This window comes from Nocardia vaccinii NBRC 15922, assembly GCF_001613305.1.
Lineage (GTDB): Bacteria > Actinomycetota > Actinomycetes > Mycobacteriales > Mycobacteriaceae > Nocardia > Nocardia vaccinii.
Genome location: NZ_BDCC01000011.1, coordinates 51,763 through 69,510, shown reverse-complemented (window position 1 = coordinate 69,510; position 17,748 = coordinate 51,763). Strand labels below are relative to the sequence as shown.

General features: G+C 67.0%; 17 protein-coding genes. 9 read left to right on the top strand and 8 right to left on the bottom strand.

The annotated features are described in order from the left end of the window. Nucleotides 1-85: 85 nt before the first annotated feature. The 7 genes from NV1_RS08300 to NV1_RS08270 all read left to right on the top strand — a co-directional run bounded on the left by NV1_RS08300 (nt 86) and on the right by NV1_RS08270 (nt 6,842). A complete protein-coding gene (locus NV1_RS08300; protein WP_067887439.1) occupies nt 86-967 on the top strand; it encodes an alpha/beta fold hydrolase in 882 nt (293 codons plus the stop codon). Between the two features lie 61 nt (nt 968-1,028). After that, nucleotides 1,029-1,895 carry an SDR family NAD(P)-dependent oxidoreductase gene (locus NV1_RS08295; protein ID WP_067887436.1) on the top strand — a complete coding sequence of 289 codons (867 nt, stop codon included), beginning with the start codon at nt 1,029-1,031 and terminating at the stop codon, nt 1,893-1,895. A 160-nt stretch (nt 1,896-2,055) separates the two neighbouring features. Then, nucleotides 2,056-2,706 (top strand): TetR/AcrR family transcriptional regulator, encoded by a 651-nt coding sequence (locus NV1_RS08290; RefSeq protein WP_373864596.1) that lies wholly within the window; start codon nt 2,056-2,058, stop codon nt 2,704-2,706. Continuing rightward, nucleotides 2,703-3,920 carry an NAD(P)/FAD-dependent oxidoreductase gene (locus tag NV1_RS08285; RefSeq protein WP_067887433.1) on the top strand — a complete coding sequence of 406 codons (1,218 nt, stop codon included), beginning with the start codon at nt 2,703-2,705 and terminating at the stop codon, nt 3,918-3,920. The genes NV1_RS08290 and NV1_RS08285 overlap by 4 nt, the downstream gene beginning before the upstream one ends. Before the next feature lie 13 nt (nt 3,921-3,933). Then, nucleotides 3,934-4,128: a ferredoxin gene (locus tag NV1_RS08280; RefSeq protein ID WP_067887430.1), complete on the top strand. Its 195-nt coding sequence runs from the start codon at nt 3,934-3,936 to the stop codon at nt 4,126-4,128. Nucleotides 4,129-4,175: 47 nt separating this feature from the next. After that, on the top strand, nt 4,176-5,414 hold the full coding sequence (locus NV1_RS08275; RefSeq protein WP_067887427.1) for a cytochrome P450: 1,239 nt from the start codon (nt 4,176-4,178) through the stop codon (nt 5,412-5,414). A 225-nt stretch (nt 5,415-5,639) separates the two neighbouring features. Then, complete coding sequence (locus NV1_RS08270) at nt 5,640-6,842, top strand: cytochrome P450 (RefSeq protein WP_067887424.1); 1,203 nt, start codon at nt 5,640-5,642, stop codon at nt 6,840-6,842. 205 nt (nt 6,843-7,047) lie between these two features. Here NV1_RS08270 and NV1_RS08265 read toward each other — a convergent pair whose 3' ends face one another. The 6 genes from NV1_RS08265 to NV1_RS08240 all read right to left on the bottom strand — a co-directional run bounded on the left by NV1_RS08265 (nt 7,048) and on the right by NV1_RS08240 (nt 15,133). Continuing rightward, nucleotides 7,048-7,872 (bottom strand): hypothetical protein, encoded by an 825-nt coding sequence (locus NV1_RS08265; RefSeq protein WP_067887421.1) that lies wholly within the window; start codon nt 7,870-7,872, stop codon nt 7,048-7,050. A gap of 226 nt (nt 7,873-8,098) precedes the next feature. Further along, entirely contained in the window at nt 8,099-10,558 is a 2,460-nt protein-coding gene (locus tag NV1_RS08260; protein WP_067887418.1) for a CaiB/BaiF CoA-transferase family protein, read from the bottom strand. Nucleotides 10,559-10,594: 36 nt separating this feature from the next. Beyond that, the gene (locus NV1_RS08255) at nt 10,595-11,554 is read right to left on the bottom strand and encodes an enoyl-CoA hydratase/isomerase family protein (RefSeq protein WP_067887415.1); all 960 of its coding nucleotides are present in this window, start codon (nt 11,552-11,554) and stop codon (nt 10,595-10,597) included. Between the two features lie 63 nt (nt 11,555-11,617). Continuing rightward, nucleotides 11,618-12,739 (bottom strand): M24 family metallopeptidase, encoded by a 1,122-nt coding sequence (locus NV1_RS08250; RefSeq protein ID WP_067887412.1) that lies wholly within the window; start codon nt 12,737-12,739, stop codon nt 11,618-11,620. Continuing rightward, the gene (locus tag NV1_RS08245; RefSeq protein ID WP_067887409.1) at nt 12,729-13,961 is read right to left on the bottom strand and encodes a M24 family metallopeptidase; all 1,233 of its coding nucleotides are present in this window, start codon (nt 13,959-13,961) and stop codon (nt 12,729-12,731) included. The genes NV1_RS08250 and NV1_RS08245 overlap by 11 nt, the downstream gene beginning before the upstream one ends. Beyond that, nucleotides 13,958-15,133 carry an amidohydrolase family protein gene (locus tag NV1_RS08240; protein WP_067887406.1) on the bottom strand — a complete coding sequence of 392 codons (1,176 nt, stop codon included), beginning with the start codon at nt 15,131-15,133 and terminating at the stop codon, nt 13,958-13,960. The genes NV1_RS08245 and NV1_RS08240 overlap by 4 nt, the downstream gene beginning before the upstream one ends. Nucleotides 15,134-15,556: 423 nt before the next feature. On the opposite strand from NV1_RS08240, the gene NV1_RS08235 reads away from it, so the two are divergent. Both NV1_RS08235 and NV1_RS08230 read left to right on the top strand, forming a co-directional pair. Beyond that, on the top strand, nt 15,557-16,165 hold the full coding sequence (locus NV1_RS08235) for a TetR/AcrR family transcriptional regulator (RefSeq protein WP_067887403.1): 609 nt from the start codon (nt 15,557-15,559) through the stop codon (nt 16,163-16,165). Nucleotides 16,166-16,200: 35 nt separating this feature from the next. Beyond that, complete coding sequence (locus tag NV1_RS08230; RefSeq protein WP_067887401.1) at nt 16,201-16,707, top strand: hypothetical protein; 507 nt, start codon at nt 16,201-16,203, stop codon at nt 16,705-16,707. 63 nt (nt 16,708-16,770) lie between these two features. On the opposite strand, the gene NV1_RS08225 is transcribed toward NV1_RS08230, so the two are convergent. Then, entirely contained in the window at nt 16,771-17,016 is a 246-nt protein-coding gene (locus tag NV1_RS08225) for a hypothetical protein (RefSeq protein WP_157116700.1), read from the bottom strand. 28 nt (nt 17,017-17,044) lie between these two features. Next, nucleotides 17,045-17,743: an SRPBCC family protein gene (locus NV1_RS08220; RefSeq protein ID WP_067887393.1), complete on the bottom strand. Its 699-nt coding sequence runs from the start codon at nt 17,741-17,743 to the stop codon at nt 17,045-17,047. Between the last annotated feature and the right edge of the window lie 5 nt (nt 17,744-17,748).

Here is a 17,748-nt window from a genome sequence, read left to right as displayed (position 1 = left end):
AACATCTGCGCCGCACCGGTTGCGCCGTTCGTCTGCCGGGACGTCGTGTGACCGCTGTCCGGTCGATCCGTGCGGGGGGTCTTCGATGAATCAGCGATACCCTGTCGCGCATCAGGCCCAGCGCAGGACCTTGGTCGTGGACGGTTCGGTGACCAGTTATCTGGAGGCCGGAACCGGCGAGCCGGTGGTGCTGCTGCACGGTGGTGAATTCGGCGCGGGTGCGGAGGTGGGCTGGGAGCACACCATAGCTGCGCTCGCGCAACGTTTTCGCGTGCTGGCCCCGGACATGCTGGGGTTCGGCGAGTCGGCCAAGGTCGTCGACTTCACCGACGGCCGGGGTCTGCGAATCCGGCACATCGCACGGTTTCTCGCGCTGCTGGGCGTGGAATCGGCGCATTTCGTTGGTAATTCGATGGGCGCGGTGAACATGTTCGCCGACGCGACCTCGGCCGCGCCGCGCCTGCCGATGCGCAGTATGGTCGCGATCTGCGGCGGAGGGGAGATCCAGAGCAACGAGCATATGCGCGCGCTCTACGACTACGACGCCACGCCGGAAGCGATGCGGCGCATCGTCACCGCGCTGTTCCATTCGGAGAAGTATCCCGTGGACGAGGAGTACGTGCGCAGGCGCTACGAGGCCAGTGTCGCACCCGGTGCGTGGGAGGCGTTGGCGGCGGCCCGGTTTCGTCGTCCCGGCGCCGACGCGCCGCCCGCGCCGTCGAGTCGCCGTGCGTACGAGCGCATCTCGATTCCCGTCCTGGTGGTCGAGGGCGGCTGCGACAAGCTCCTGCCGCGCGGCTGGGCCGCCGAGATCGCCGCGCAGCTCGCGGACGGACGTCACGCGGTCGTCCCGGAGGCCGGGCACTGCCCGCAGATCGAGCAACCCGAGGTGGTCAACGAACTGCTGCTGACGTTCCTGGGCGAGCAGTCCCGCACGACCACCGAGTCCGACCGGCCCGCGCCGTGACGGGCCTGATACGCAGACCGCGAGTTCGGCTGTGGCCGAACCGAATCGAAAGGACACAGGGATGATCGACGAACTGGCCGGAAAGGTCGCCGTCGTCACCGGCGGAGCCTCCGGAATCGGCCGCGCGACGGTGGCGAAACTGGTGGCCGAGGGCGCGAAGGTGGTCATGGGCGACCTGGACCCCGAGCGCGGCGCGGAGGCGATCGCCGAACACGGCGACGCCGCGGTCTTCCTGCAGACCGACGTCTCCGATCCGGCACAGGTCGAACGGCTGGTCGACCATGCGGTAGCGACCTTCGGCGGACTGCACGTGATGTGCAATAACGCGGGCATTCCGGGAAAGATGCATCCGAGCCTGCTGCTGGACGACCTCGGTGACTTCCACCGGGTGCTCGGGGTGAATCTGCTGGGCGTCATGGCGGGCACCAAGTTCGCCGCGCGGCATATGGCCGAGCACGGCGGTGGGTCGATCATCAATGTCTCCTCGGTCGGCGGTGTGCTGGCGGGTGGGGGAGTGCAGACCTATCGCGCGTCCAAGGCCGCGGTCATCCACTTCACCAAATCGGCCGCGATCGAGTTGGCGCAGTACGACATTCGGGTCAACTGTCTCGCGCCCGGCAATATCCCGACCCCGCTGCTGACCACCTCGGCCGCCGGCATGCCGCCGGACAAGGTGGAGCGGTTCGCCAAGGCGGTGCGCGCGTCGATGAACAACGATCGGCCGCTGCCACGTGAGGGTGAGCCCGAACATGTCGCGGATGCGGTGGTGTATCTGGCCGGGGACCGGTCGCTGTACGTCACCGGCACCGTGCTGCCGATCGATGGCGGCACGACCGCGGGCAAGGTGCTCAAGCCGCGCAAGAAGCCCGAGGAGAGCAAGTCCGCCGAACAGAATTCGACCGGACAGCCGGTCGCGTCGAAGAACTGAGCTGCGCCGAGATCATTTATTAAGTCAATCAGTTGACTTAATTCCCTTCGAAGCGTTGACTGGAGGTAATCCCGTGATCGGAATCGAGAATGTGATTCCGCCGCGCTCGATCGGTCCAGGTCGGCTCGCGGTCCAGACGGCAGATCCGAAGGGGCACATGATGGGATCCGTTCGATCCGGGCGCGTGGACACCACGCGGGAAGCCATCCTCACCGCCGCGGAACGCCTGTTCGCCGAGCGCGGGATCGCGGCGGTGTCGAACCGTCAGGTGAGCGAGGCCGCGGGGCAGGGCAACAACACCGCGGTCGGCTACCACTTCGGCGGTAAAGCCGACCTGGTGCGCGCGATCGTGCGCAAACATCACGCGCACACCGAACAGCTGTGCCGGGAGATGGTTCAGGGCCTGGACGATTCGGCCGGCCTGCGGGACTGGGTGGGCTGTCTGGTCCGTCCCGTCACCGGACATCTCGCGGTACTGGGCAATCCGACGTGGTACGCGCGATTCAGCGCCCAGCTCATGCCCGATCCGGTCTTCCGCGACCTGATCTCGGACGAGTCGCTGGCCTCGCCGTCGGTGGTGCGCATCGTGGAAGGTCTGCAGCGGTGTCTGCCGGAGCTGTCGCCGCAACTGCACCGGGAGCGAAACGCCATGGCGCGCTTGCTGATCGTGCACAGCTGCGCCGAGCGCGAGCGCGCGCTCGCGGACGACACCCTCGTGTATCGCACGAGCTGGGCGGAGACCGCGGTGGGGTTGATCGATGCGATCACCGGGTTGTATCTGGCTCCGGTCACCCGAGAGGAAGCGATATGACCACATCCACCCGGACCCGGCGCACCGGAGTGCTCGTCGTCGGGGCCTCGGTTTCGGGGCTGAACACGGTGGAGGCGTTGCGCCGCCGAGGTTTCCGTGATCGCATCACGGTCGTCGGCGACGAGCCGCACCTGCCCTACGATCGTCCGCCGCTGTCCAAGCAGATCCTTTCCGGCGCTTGGCGTCCGGAGCGCACACTGCTGCGCGCCCCGCGCATGCTGGCCGGTCTGGACGTTGATCTGCTGCTGGGGCAGCGCGCCCTGTCGTTGGATCTGCCCAGTCGCACGGTGCGGACCACGGCCGGTCCGATCGTCGCGGACACCATCGTGATCGCCACCGGCGCGACTCCCCGGACACTGCCCGTGCCCGACGGGGTGAGCGGGGTGCACGTCCTGCGCACCCTCGACGACGCCCTGGCCCTGCGGAACGAATTCGCCGCGGCCCCACGCGTGGTCGTCGTCGGCGAAGGTGTGCTCGGCGCCGAAATCTCGGCCACGGCAAGACAATGCGGCCTCGAGGTCACCATGACCGGACCGCTGCACGCGCCGATGGCCGCACAACTCGGCGATCTGGTCGCCGCGGAGCTGGCCGCACTGCACACCCGGCACGGGGTCGGGTTGCGACTCGGGGTCGGGGTGGAAAGCATTCTCGGTCGTGATCGCCGGGTTTCCGGTGTGCGCCTGGCGGATTCGCGAACACTGCCCGCCGATCTGGTGGTCGTGGCCATCGGCGCGGTGCCCGCGACCGACTGGCTCGCCGGCAGCGGCCTGAGGCTCGATCGTGGCGTGGTCTGCGATGCGCGATGCCGTGCGGCCGAGGGCGTGTACGCGGTCGGCGATGTCGCCCGCTGGCCCGATCGGGGCGCGAATTCCGCTGTCCGACTCGAGAATCGCACCCACGCGGCCGAACAGGCCGCGGTGGTCGCGGCCAATATCCTCGGCGCCGAGGATGTCTACCGGCCGATTCCGTACTTCTGGACCGACCAGTTCGAGGTCAAGATCCAGGTGCACGGCACCGTCACACCCGACGCTCGGGCCACTGTCGTGGAGGGCGATCCCGCACAGGGGCGCTTCCTCGTGCGGTACGAGCGCGACGGAATCCCGACGGCGGTGCTCGGTTGGAATATGCCCAAACAAGCCCGCATGCAGCGCCAGACCCTGGTGGACGCGCAGTCCGCCCCCGGTCCGGCGCTGACCTCTGCGCATTCATCCTAGGAAGTAGGTCCCGATGAAAGTGACTGTCGATCAAGTCAAATGCATCGCGGCCGGGCACTGCGTCATGCACGCGGGCGCGGTGTTCGATCAGCGCGACGATGACGGCATCGTCATCCTGCTCGATGAGAATCCGCCGGCCGAACTCGCCGAGGACGTTCGGCACGCGGCGGCGATGTGTCCCGCACTGGCCATCCAGATCGAGGAATGAACCGACCTTCTGCGGTTCGCCCCGCAGCCGATCATCAGGAGTGAGAAGTGTCCGAAGCGTTGACCGATGAGACCACCGCGACCACGGAAGTCCCCGAATATCCGATGCTGCGGTCGCCCGGGTGCCCGTTCGCGCCGCCGCCCGAGGCGACCCGGCTGGGCCGGGACAAACCGCTCAACCGGGTGCGGATCTGGGACGGCAGCACCCCCTGGCTGGTGACCGGGCATGCCGAATTCAAGGCGCTGATGTCCGATCCGCGGGTCAGCGTGAACGACCACGTGGCCGGATTCCCGCACTGGAACGAGGGTATGGCCGCGATCGTCGACAGCCGCCCGAAGTCGCTGTTCACCACCGACGGCGAGGAGCACAGCCGGTACCGCCGGATGCTCACCAAACCATTCACCTTCAAGCGGGTCGAGGCCTTGCGCTCGGCCATCCAGCAGATCACCGACGACCACATCGATAAGCTGCTGGCCGGGCCGCAGCCCGCGGATCTGGTTGCGGGACTCGCGCTTCCGGTGCCGACGCTGATGATCAGCGAGATGCTCGGGGTGCCGTACGAGGATCACGAATACTTCCAGGCGCAGGCCGTCACCAGTGTCGACCGCTTCGCCACCAAGGAGCAGGCCGAAGAGAGCCGGATGGGTTTGGCGCTCTACCTGATCGATCTGGTCAAGAAGAAGCTGGACGAGCCCGCCGAGGATCTGGTCTCCGATATCGCCGAACGCGTGCGCGCCGGGGAGATCGATATGAAGGAGGCATCGGCGCTGGGCACCGGCGTGCTCATCGCCGGGCATGAGACCAGCTCGAACATGATCTCGCTGGGTGTCCTTGCGCTGCTGGAGAATCCGGACCAGTTCGCACTGCTGCGCGATACCGAGGATCCCAAGGTGGTCGCCAACGCGGTCGAGGAGCTGATGCGCTATCTGAGTGTCATCCAGAACGGCCAGCGGCGGGTCGCGGTGGCGGATATCGAGATCGCGGGGGAGACCATCCGCGCGGGAGACGGGCTGATCCTGGACCTGGCCCCGGCCAACTGGGACGAGAAGGCCTGGGATCAGCCGGACAAGCTGGATCTGACCCGTCCCGCGGCGCAGCACGTGGGCTTCGGTTTCGGCCCGCACCAGTGCGTCGGACAGCAGCTCGCGCGTGCGGAGTTGCAGATCGTCTTCCAGACGCTGGTACGCCGGATTCCCACACTGCGGCTGGCGATTCCGTTCGATCAGGTCGAGTTCAAGCACGATCGGCTCGCCTACGGCCTCTACGAGTTGCCCGTGGCCTGGTAGCGCCCGGGCTTCCGCCCCGCCCCCGACCCCTCGTGCCAGCTCGGGTCGGGGGCGGCCGCGTTCTGCCCGATTCTCGATGAGAATGAGACTCTCGAGATATGAGAAGATCAGTTGCGACAGCGTACTGTCGCATTTACACTAAGTAGTACTTTCCCCGACGACTCGGTCCCGGCTGAAGCCCGCCCGCACCGAGCGCGATGACTTTTCTGCGAGAGGTGAACCTCTGTGACCACCAGCGCGGCCAGTGACGTCTACTACGACCCTTACGACGTACAGCTCAACGCGGATCCCTATCCGATGTTCAAACGGCTGCGCGAGGAGGAACCGCTCTACTACAACGAGCAGCACGACTTCTACGCGCTGAGCCGGTTCGAGGACGTGAACGCGGCGTTGCTGGATCACGGCACCTACAGCTCGGCCAAGGGCGCGATCATCGAGCTGATCAAGGCCGATATCCCGATTCCGCCGGGCGTGCTGATCTTCGAGGACCCGCCGATCCACGACATCCACCGGAAGTTGTTGTCGCGCATGTTCACTCCGCGCAAGATCCGGGAGCTGGAGGACAAGATCCGGGAATTCTGCGCGCGCAGCCTGGACCCGCACGTGGGCACCGGGAAACTGGATTTCATCGCCGATATCGGCGCGCAGATGCCGATGCGCGTCATCGGCATGCTGGTGGGCATTCCGGAGCAGGACCAGGAGGCCATCCGCGATTTCGCCAACGAGCAGATGCGCACCGAGGAGGGCAAGCCGATGAAGGCCGCCTCGGAGGGCATGGCCACCGGCGACATCTTCGGCGCGTACATCGACTGGCGCGCGGAGCATCCGTCCGACGACATCATGACCGAGCTGCTGAACGTCGAATTCGCCGACGAGACCGGCACCGTGCGGCGGTTGACCCGCGAGGAACTGCTGACCTACGTCAACGTCGTGTCCGGTGCGGGCAACGAGACCACCACGCGGCTGATCGGCTGGGCCGGAAAGGTTCTCGCCGAACATCCCGATCAGCGCAGGCAGCTGGTCGAGAATCCGGCGCTGATCCCGAACGCCGTGGAGGAGCTGCTGCGTTTCGAACCGCCCGCGCCGCATGTCGCGCGGTACGTCACCCGCGACGTCGAGCTGTACGGCCGCACGGTGCCCCAGGGCAGCGCGATGATGCTGCTGATCGGCGCGGCCAATCGCGACCACCGCCACTTCGCCCCCGACGGCGACGTCTTCGACATCCACCGCGACACTCGCCAGCACCTGACCTTCAGCGTCGGCACGCACTACTGCATGGGCTCCGCCCTGGCCCGGCTCGAGGGCCGGATCGCGCTGGAGGAGATCCTGAAGCGATTCCCGGAGTGGGAGGTCGACCTGTCCGCGGCCAAACTCTCACCCACCTCGACCGTCCGCGGCTGGGAGACCTTGCCCGCGACGACCCGCTGAATTCGTTGCCGGGCCGCTGTTTTCGGTGCCGCCCGGCCACCGACCGCCACATCAACAGCATCGGGTCCTTCGCGGAGTTGCCCGGACTGCGATGGTTCGGGTGGTCCGAGAATCTCCGGTGTGCGCGGTCCGGCGCGAGTAGGCCCTCTATTGCAGGTGAGAGGGTTCAGTGCGGTCTCCAGCCCCGACAGCGGGCGTCGCGAGGTCAGCCTCGGTCGACGGCTTGGTAAGCCTTGACCGGGGGCAGGTCGGGGTCTTCGTCCTCCTTCTCGCTGCGGCTGGTGGCGAACAGCACGATCACCGAGCCGACGAGCAGCACGGCGCCGCCGGCGGCGACGGCGAGGGCGATCGGGGCTTCGTCGTGCTGTCGGCTGCTGGTGGCGAGTTCTTCCTCGTAGGTTGTGGTGGTCCCGCCGTTCAGGGAGACGCATTTGTCGCCCGGTGACATCACCTTGTCTTCGCACATGGCGCGGCCGGGTTCGGCGGAATTCCAGATGAAGAAGAGCAGGCCGCCGAAGAGCAGGGCGAGCAGCCCGATCGGGGCGAGGAGCTGGGGTATGCGCTGGCGGTGGCGGGCCGGTTGGTCGGTCGCGCTCGGCCCTGAATGTTGCCGGCGCCAGGCCCGGTCGTGGTCGCGCCGGTCGAGGAAGCGGACGTGTGGCGCCACCTTGCCGATGTAGTCGAAGAACTCCCACCACTGCACGTCGTAGCCGCCGATCGGGCGGAAGCTCTTGTTTTTGCCGTCGCGCAGGCCGACCCGGTACTCGGCACCGTACTTCCCGCCGAACGACATCCACTCGATCTCCGGCCAGTTCCGGCGCCAGCGCCAGGACATGATGAGCTCGGTGGTGGTGGCACGGTACATCGTGGCCCGGGTGATGTTCTGGAGGAATTCGATCGTGCCGAAGGGAAAGACGAGCAGCATCGGCACCAGGCCCAGCAGTGCCCACCAGTGCAGCTTCAGCAGGAAGTAGAGGCTGCAGACGACCAACGCGCAGAAGGCCGACAGCACGAGCACGCTCGTGATCACCGGCGCACATACCCGTCCGGTGGCTTGTGCCGAATGCGCAACTCCGCTGGTACCCGTGTCGAACTCATGACCCCACCCCGAGACTGGCTGTGAAACAGACGATCTCGCCATGGTATAGCGGCGCTGACGAGTTGTGCTCTCGTATATTTCAGCCCGACTCCACCTCGCGTGACACGTCGAACCAGCGGATCGGCTCGTCCCGTCGTTGCCGAGAAGATCCGACGGGTCAGTCGGATTTCGCGGATGTGCGGACGACCGCGGGAGTGCCGCCGATGACGCCATCGGCCTCGAGTTCGAAGATCTCCGTCTCGGTCAGCCCCAGTGCCGTGAAGACCTCGGCGGTATGCTGTCCCAGTAGCGGGGCGGGGGAGCGGTGGAACCGGTCGGGGCCGGCGGAGAAGCGGATGGGGACGGTGCTGTGCCGGGCGGTCCGGGCGACGGGGTGCGAGACGGGTTCGAAGAAGTTTCGCGCGTCCAGTTGGGGGATTTCGGTCTGGCGGTGCGGTTGCATGACCTTGGCGACGGGAATCTCTGCGTCCCAGAGGATTCGGACTATCTCGTCGCTGTCGCGGGCCGCGCACCACTCGGCCAGGTGTGCATCTATCGCATCGTGTTCGCGGCGGCGCCCGGTGGCCGAGGACAGATCTGGGGACTGGGCCCAGGACGGATCGCCCAGTGCCTTGGACAGGGCGCGCCACTGGTCGTCGGTACTGACGGCGATGGCGACCCAGCAGTCCTCACGCCCGAATTCGTCTGTGCCCGAGGCTCGATAGAGATTCTGCGGGGCGGCCGAGGGGCCGTGGTTGCCGTCGCGCTCCAATAGTGCGCCGTAGGCGGAGAATTCGATGACCTGTTCGGCGGCGATGTTCAAGGCGGCGTCCACCATCGCCGCCTCCACGAGCATGCCGTTTCCGGTGCGGCGGCGGTGTTCCAGCGCCAACAGCAGGGCGTTGACAGCGTGCACAGCGGCGTTGGGGTCGCCGATCGAATAGGGCTCCAACGGATTTCGATCCCGATATCCGGTGAGCCAGGTCAGCCCGGAGGTGTCCTCGATGACGTACGCGAAGGCGGGATTGTCGCGCCACGGTCCGTCCAGGCCGAAGCCTGGCATGCGGACCATGATCGTATCGGGCCTGAGCTGTTGCACCGCGGCGTAATCCAGCCCGATCTGGTCGAGCACCCGTGGTGTGTAGTTCTCCACGATCACATCGCAGGTGGCGGCCAGGCGCGCGAGCAGCTCCCGTCCGCGCTGGGAGCGGAAGTCCAGGGTGATGCTCTTCTTGTTGGTGTTTATCGCGGAGAAGATCGGTGAGTACTCCCACCACTGCTCCTGCGTCGCGGGCACACCGGCGATGAGTCGGGTGCCGTCGGGTCGGGTGGCCGATTCGACGTGGATGACCTCCGCGCCGAGCATGGCCAGATAGTGCGTGCAGGCCGGGCCGGCCCAGTAGGCGGTCAGGTCCAGTACTCGAAGTTCCTGGAACGGAAGAGGATTCAGGGTCGCCGCGGGGCGCGCGTCATGGCGTTCCGGGCGCGCGGCGCGATACCGGGCGGTGTGCTCGCCGACTCGCGGCGCGGGCAGCGGATCGTTCGACCAGCTCGGTTGCGGGCGATACGGCGGTCGCGGCTGGACGAATCCGTCGCGCGGATTCACCGTGAAGGCGTCGCGGGCGATGTGATGATCCATCGTGGTCGCATTGGCCCCGTTGACCACCGGACCGTTCGGAATCCGGAACGCGGAGGCCAGATCCCGGATCACTTCGGCGGGCTGTTCGGCCAGCCACGCGAAGATCTCCGGAGCATTCTTGTTCGCCCGCTCGGTGATGGACAGATCGGTGTCCTCATCGATCCACTCCGGATGTCCGACCATCGCGCACAGATCGAACCACTGCTGCGAGGTGCCGCAGCCCAGCGCGACCATCCCATCGGCCGCGCTCGCCACACCCGGCACGCTCAACCGCCGCTGCGTGCGGAACGGCCGGTCCAGCGCCTCGTGGAACGACACCGGAAAATAGGTGAGCCCGAGAATCTGCGTCTCCAGGATGGACAGATCGACCAGTTCACCGGTCCCGGATCCCAGCGTGCGCAGCCGCGAGGTCATGGTGGCCGCCGACGCGTACGCCCCGGCGAACCATTCGCCCGCCCGGCCGCCGATGTATACCGGCGCCTGCTCGGGTGCGCCGCGGCCGAGCCCGACGATGCCGCCGGACCAAGCCTGCAACGTGAATTCCGTTGCGGCGCGGTCACTCCAGGGACCTTCTAGCCCGAACGGTGTGATCGCGGTGACCACCAGATGCCGATGCGCGCGGCGGATCGCGGACACGCTCAGCCGAGGATGCTCGGCCAGCCGCGAGCCCGGCGACCAGACCACCACATCGGCCGAATCCAGCAGGGTGTCGACCAGATCCAGATCCTCGGTGCGATCCGGATCCGCGCTCACACTCTCCTTGCCGCCGGCCAGGAAGCTGAACAACGCACCGTCGCAACCGTTCTCGATGGCCGCGCCGGAGGCGGACCAGGATCGCAGCGAATCACCCTCGGGCGGTTCGACCTTGATCACCTGCGCACCGCCGTCGCGCAGCATTTTCGTGCAGTACCCGCCCGCGATCTGGCTGGACAGATCGATCACGACACAGCCGCGCAGCGGCGGCTCGACCGACGCGCGGGTGGTTTGCCTGGATGACATTCTCGCTCACCGACTTTCGCCGCACGCTGGCCGCGGCTACGCCTTCTTGTTCCGGCCCGACCTGCTCAGCCGGAAATCCGGTGGGAACTGTGCGTCGTTGTCCTTGACCGAGTTGTTCAGCCCGCCCTCGAACGCGTTGTCCAGCATGAGTTCGTCGTCGTCGGCGCGGATGTGCCCGCCCATCGATTCGAAGAATCCGCTCAGCAGGCTGCCCATGTACTCGCCCTGATGCTGCTTCATCACCTCGAAGAACACCTTCTGCATGAAGACTGTGTCGGTAGGGCGGTTGCGCGAGCAGGCCAGCGCGTACTTCTCGGTCTCGGCCTCGAGTTCGGCGCGGGGGACCACCTTGTTCAGGAAGTTGCACTCGTACATCTCCTGCGCGGTGAAGGCGCGTCCGGTGAACACCATCTCCTGAAAACGCCGCAGCCCCATCGTCTGCGCCCAGGTCCACATCCGCGGCCCCCAGCCGTAGTAGCGGAACGAGGGATGCCCGAACAGCGCGTCGTCGGAGGAGATCACCAGATCCGCGTCGGCGGCCTGGTAGAAATGCCAGCCGTAGCAGTACCCCTTGGTCTCCACGATGCTGATCTTCTTGAATTCCTGCAGGCTGCGGCATCCGGCCGAGGCGTTGGCGTACCACTGGCTGATGGTCGCGCCGTGCCGGAAGGAATCCTTCGGCGGATACCGCACCTCGTCCTCGCCGATCCGGAACTCGGCCAGCCGGCGCTTCTGGGACGGATCGTTCTGCATCTCCATGAATTCCGGCAAATCCGCGCCTGTGCCGAAATCATCGCCCGCGCCCCGCACGACCAGCACCTTCACCTCGTCGTCGACGCTGGCCCGGTGCAGCAGATCCGCATAACGCAATCGGGCCGCTGCGGTGGGCGCGTTGAGCTGGTCGGGCCGGTCGAAGGTGATCGTCGCGATCCTGGTCTTCGTATCCTTCTCGTAGCGGATGATCTCCTCTGCCGAGGGCTGCTCGGATTCGGACATGCTCGACTCCTTTGCCGAAAATGATGGGGGACACCGAACCCGAGGCATAGCGCCTCGGGCCGATCAGTGTTCCCAGTGGGGTGCGGAGGTGAGCACCTCGCAGCTGTCATCGGTGATCAGCACCGCGTCCCGGCCGAACACCGCGCCCAGCCCGGATTCCCAGACGTAGCCGGTGACCGACAGCACCATGCCCGGCTCGAGCCGTTCGGCCTCGGCCGTGGCACGCAGATGCGGTGAGACCACGGGCGGATCGAAACCCATCCCGAGTCCGCGCGCGACCGGCATCGCGGGCAGCGGCTCGCCCGCGAGTTCGTAGGCCGCGAGCAGACCCGCGGCCGACGCACCCGGGCGGCAGGCCTCGATCAGCCTGGCCTGCAACGCATCCCAGCGCCGGTACAGCTTTCGGGTCTGGTCACCGGCCGCACCGACCGGATACGTCCGGCCGATCTCGCCGATGTACCCGTCGCCGAGGACTCCGGCCGAGAACGCCACCAGATCGCCCTCGTGCGCCCGCCGGTCCGCGCCGGCCCGCCGCCACGGATGCTCCTTGGAGGTGACCCAGACCGAATCCTGCGACGCCGGCGTACTGATACCGCCCGCCGTCATCGCCTCGAGCAGCACACCGGTCAGATTCTGCTCACCGCTGCCGGGCGCGAGTTCGGCCACAGCCGCGGCCAGCCCCGCCTCGGCGACCCGCAACGTGCCGCGCAGTACCTCGATCTCCTCGGCGGTCTTGATCCGCCGGGCAGTACGCATGGCCGACTCGCCGTCCACGAACTCGGCGTTCGGGAATGCCAGCGGCAGCAGCTTGGCGAAATTCGGCGAGATCGCATCGGTCCCGACCCGCACCGCCGTCGACGCGCCCGGGATATCCCGAAGTGCCGCCATGGTATTCATCGGATTCCACATCATCCCGTACAGATGATCGTGCGGAATGTCCTCGGGCATGCCCTCGTCCCAGGTGCTGAGCAGATGGACCGCGCCGGTCTCGCGCACCACGGTGGCCACCGGGCCGAACGGCCGGGTTCCGGCGACCCACAGCTGCGGCGCGCCGGCGACGTATCGGGCGTTGGCCTGCCGGCCGAGCACGAGGACGTCCAGGTCATGGGCTTTCATCTGTGCCAGTGCGCGATCGCGCCGCCCATGCCGCAGGGCGCGATCGTCCGGCATCACCTCAGTGCCCATAGGGCGCGTACGGGTAGTCGGTCAGGGCGATCGAGCCCTCTTCGGTGATCACGATGATTTCCTCGCTTCGATAGCCGCCGGTGCCGTCCTCCCAGACGACCGGCTCCAGGACCAGCACCATGTTCGGTTCGAAGACGAAGTTCTCGTCGAACTCCGCGCCGAGATCCGTTCCGATCATGGGTGTTTCGGCCGCGCTGACCCCGATCCCGTGACCGAGGTAGAAATGCGGCAGCCAGGGTTTCACCCCGCCGTTGGCGGCCGTGGCCGCGCGGGCCAGATCCGCGGCGGTGGCCCCGGCGCGGGTGACCTCCAGGACCGCGGTCAGAATCTCGTGCCAGCGCTCGAACTGCTTGTGCTGGCGCGCATTCGGCTCCGCGCCGACGGTCCAGGTGCGGCCGAAATCGGAGCAGTAGCCGCCGTAGGTGATGCTGACGTCGGTCCACAGCACGTCACCGGCGGCGAGTTCGCGTTCGGTGGTGATCAGCGGCAGCGCCAGATCGCCGTGTGTGGTCCACACGCCCTCGGCCTTGGTGTCCGGCATGACCTGCCAGATCGCATCGAGCATGGTGGCGGTTGCGCCGAGTTCGAATGCCCGGCGCACGAAGCGCGCGGACAGATCGATCTGGCGGCGTCCGGGGGCAAGGGCCGCCTGCACGTCGACCATGGCCTGATCGGTGATGCGGGCCGCCGTGCGGATGCAGGCGATCTCGTCGGGGGTCTTGATCAGCTTGGCCGGTCCGACGACCAGCATGGCGTCGGTCGGCGCGCCGCCCGGGAACAGTTCCTTGTGCGCCCGCAGCATCGCCCCGGTGGACTCGTCGACCGCGACGGCCGATCCGGACGGGATCAGGTCCGCGAGGATCTTCGCGAATTCCGCTACACCCTCGTCGAATTCGAGATAGACCGGCCCGTGTAGATGGTCCGCGGGCAGATCGGCCTCGGCCGAGGTCCCCTCCCGGAACGGCAGGAACAGATGCGGCCACGGATCACCCGCGACCACGACCGCGACCGGTCGCTCGACATGGGACAGACCCGCGTCGCCGAGCGGCCAGTTGGCCCCGGTGGCGTAGACGACATTGCTGTTGTTCAGCAGGACCAGCGCGTCGATTCCCTGAGCGGCCATGGCCGAGCGCAGCCGCGCGCCGGTCTCGCGACGCATGCGCGCCCGATCGGGCACGTCGGGGATCACGAGCGCCGGTGTGCCGGTGGTGGACGATGTCATGACCGCAGGCCCAGGAAATCGGTGATGTTACCGCTGACGATCTTGGCCGCGTCCTGCGGCCCGACCGCCTCGACCACACTGGCCAGCGACTTCTCCGAGTAACCCCAGGTGCTCTCGTTGTGCGGATAGTCCGAGGACCACATGACCCGATCGCGCCCGATGTGGTCGATCAGCGACAGCCCCAGCGGATCCACCATGAACGACGCACGCATGTGGTTGTCCCAGTAGTAGCGCACCTCGTGGTCGATCGGCCGGTTGTACATGTGCTTGTAGGAGGCGTTCATGTGCTCGGCGTCCTGAATGGCCGAGGGCACCCAGTTGATGCCGCCTTCGAACCAGCCGATGCTCAGGCCCGGATGCCGATCGATGATGCCACTGAACACGTACTTGGAGAACAACTCCCGGAACGGCGCGACATTGTGCATCATGCCGACCACCACGCTGTTGACCTCGCACGGTGCGGACAGCGGGGATTCGCCGATGTGGTGGGAGACCGGCACGCCGGACTCCTCGATCGCGTCCCACATCGGGATCATCGCGGTGCTGCCGTAGTCGATGACGTTGCCGTCGTCGTCCTTGCCGGCCGACAGCGGCAGCAGGAATGTCTTGAGCCCCAACGATTTCAGCTCGTCCAGGGTGCGGCGGGTACCGGCCGGGTCCCACCAGTTGATCAATCCGACGCCGTAGAAGCTGCCGCCGGAACGTTCCTGGAGATCGGCGATGTACTCGTTGTACACCCGGAACGCCAGCTCGCGGACCTCCTTGTCCGGGTAGAACAGCAAGGCCAGCAACGCATTCGGGAAAGCGAGCTCCTTGGCGATGCCGTCCGCGCGCAGATCGGCGGCGCGTGCCGAGAAATTCGCGCTGCCGGAACCGTCCAGCGGGTCGTACTGCATGAGCACGCTGCTGAAGTCGCCGGGCAGGAACGAGCGTCCCTTGCGGCCGATCTGGAACGCGCCGTCCTCGTACCAGACGCGCGGCGCGCGGTCCTTCATGTTCTCCGGGAACCGCTCGTAGAAGATGTCGTCGGCCAGGGAGATGTGGTTGTCGGCCGAGAAGACCTCGGTGCCCTCGGGCAGACCCACCGAGCCCTCCGCGTGGCCGCGACGATCCTTCGGTGGCCCGAATCCGCCGGGCGGGTACAACGAAGCGCTGCTGGTGGGAACCGACATCTTGACCCTCCAAGGGAGTTCTGGTTTCGCGGGATCGGTGTCTGGTCGACGGTCGGCCGGGCTGGTTCGGGCGGTGGCCCGGCGCGGCCCTGTGGTGCTCGCGCGGCTCCCCAGCCCTGTGCCCGGAGGCCGCGAGTGCTGTGCCCGGAGACCGTGAATCCCGGTGGGAATGAAGTTATCACATATGGAGAGGCAGATGCAGCAAACTTGGCCGAAGTTGGCCCTATTTATGCTGATCAACCTGCGAGAATGAGGTTATCGTCAACTGTCGCGGCTCGGTCAGCTCGGGGAGGATTGACGGCGTCGCGGCGGTAAGTGGGCTGGTCGCGACGGGTGCGCCGGACTTGTTCGCTCGAGACCCTTGTCACATCGCGCCAACCAACCTACTGTGTGTTCACTAGGTTTTATGGAAGAGAGCTTCTCGTGACCGATCCTCGTCCCTATGCCTCGCTACGCGCCAAGGGCGAAGACCGCCGACAGCGCATCCTGGAGGTCGCCCAGCGGCTGCTGACCCGGAATGGTTGGCGCAGTACGACTCTGGCGCAGATCGCGGGCGAAGCCGGAGTGAGTCCGGCCGGACTGCTGCATCACTTCCAGTCCAAGGACCAACTGCTGCACGCGGTGCTGGACGCCCGTGACGCCGACGACGCCGCCGATACCGACCTGAGCGGTGATCTTGTCGTGGAGATTCGCAAGGTCGCCGACCGCATGGAACGCTCGCCCGATCTGGTGGGCACCTTCGTGGTGCTGCTCGTGGAGAACTTGGTGCCCGAGGCTCCACTGCACGACCGCATGCTCGACCGATGGAAAGTGGCGGTCGGCATCGTCGCCGACATCATCCGTCGCAATCAGGAGACCGGACGGTATCGGGCCGACGTCGATCCCGACATCCGAGCTATGGAAATCGTCGCTTTCATCAATGGAATGGAGATGTCATGGCTGCTCGATCACTCGATCCCGCTGCCCGAGGTGTTCGCCGAGTACACGAAGTCACTGGCTCGCGATCTGGCTCCGGACGATCCGGTGAACTGACCGACGCCGATCAATCCGGCGACCAGCGGGGAACCATGCGGTACCGGCTCGACGTCGTGGCTACCAGCGTGGCCGATGTCGTCGAACACGCCGGGGGCTGGCTGTTCGACCGCTCGATCGCGGGCTGGGAGGTCACCGTTCTGGTTGCCGATCCCTCGGACCCGCGGCCGCTGCGCATACTCGGCGCGGACGCGATCGCGCTCGAGGAGGTGCTCGCCTCACACGGGCAGGGCCGCAGGCCGCATGCGCTGGCAGTGGCTTGCGATGTGTGCCAAGGGGATCCGCGTGCGCGGCGCGGTCTGCTCAAGGCGCTGGGCGACGGCGGAATCGAGGTCGTGGTCTGGGGCGAGGGTTGGCCGACACCGCCCGAGCATCGGGTCGATCCGGTACTGCACCGGTTGAGTGTCGCCGCGCAGGCGTTCAAGGCTCAGGCTTTGACCGCGGCCGCGCGGCCGGTGACCTCGGTCGGGACCACCGAGGTTTTCCGCAGCGGGCTGTCGTCCTTCCCGCCGGTGGGTGCGGATCTCAGTCCGGTCGGCTGAGCGAGAACTCGCCGGAAGTCGTGCCGCGCCCGGACAGGACGCGGCGACTCGGCATGAACGAGGTCAGTCCCACAGGCCCGCGCAGGGCAGGGAGGGAAGATCCGGCCGGACGTCGTCGTCGACCGTGACGATGATGCCGGCGTTCGTGCGTAATTCCGCGACGATGTCCGCGATCTGTTCGGCGCATGCCTGGTAGTCCGCCGAGACCGCACCGGCTTCGATCCGGATGTGCCTGATGCGACGGGGCGGCGTCTGCACCGCCGTACCGCCGAGAGGCCCTCGGAGCGTGACGCCATCGTCACGTGACAACACTTTCTTCCTCCCGGATGATGCGGTCTCAATCGGCCGCGTGAGTAGATCGCCTGCGCCTGAGCAGCGCGAATAGCAGACCGGCGACCACCAGTAGTGCGATCCCGACATATCGCGCCGTCGAAGTCGCGCCCGCGGTGGCGAGTAGATCGATCGGCTCGGCGGGTGTGCGGGGCGACGGGGTCGCCGCCGCGCCGGGTGTGGGCGCGGGAGTGTGCTCCGATGCGTCCGGTGAGATGCCCGCGGCGGACGGGGAGAGGGAGTCCGCCGCCGAATGCTGCGCCGCCGCGGTGATCTCCGCGGCGAGATTGGTGGCGAACTGGCCGATCAGGGTGCCCGCCACATCGGCGAGCGCGCCGCGCCCGAACTGGGCGGGCTTCCCGGTGATCGACAGTTCGGTGTCGACGAAAACGTCTGTCGCGCCGTCAGATTCGACCAGGCGGCAGGTGATGGTCGCCTTGGCCGTGCCGTTGCCGCGAACTTCCCGGCCGCGGCCCTCGAGCACGGCGATGCCGGCGGATTCGTCCTGCGAGACCACGGTGATGATGCCGCTGTAGCTCAGCCCCACGGGACCCAATTTGACCTTGATCCGTCCGTGGAAATCGTCGCCGTCGCGCGAGGTGATGGTCGCGCCCGGAACGCAGGGCGCGATTCGTTCCAGATCCAGCAGGACGGGCCATGCCTGCGCCACCGGAACCGGGATGCTGAAGGTGTTGTCGAGTTTCATCGCCA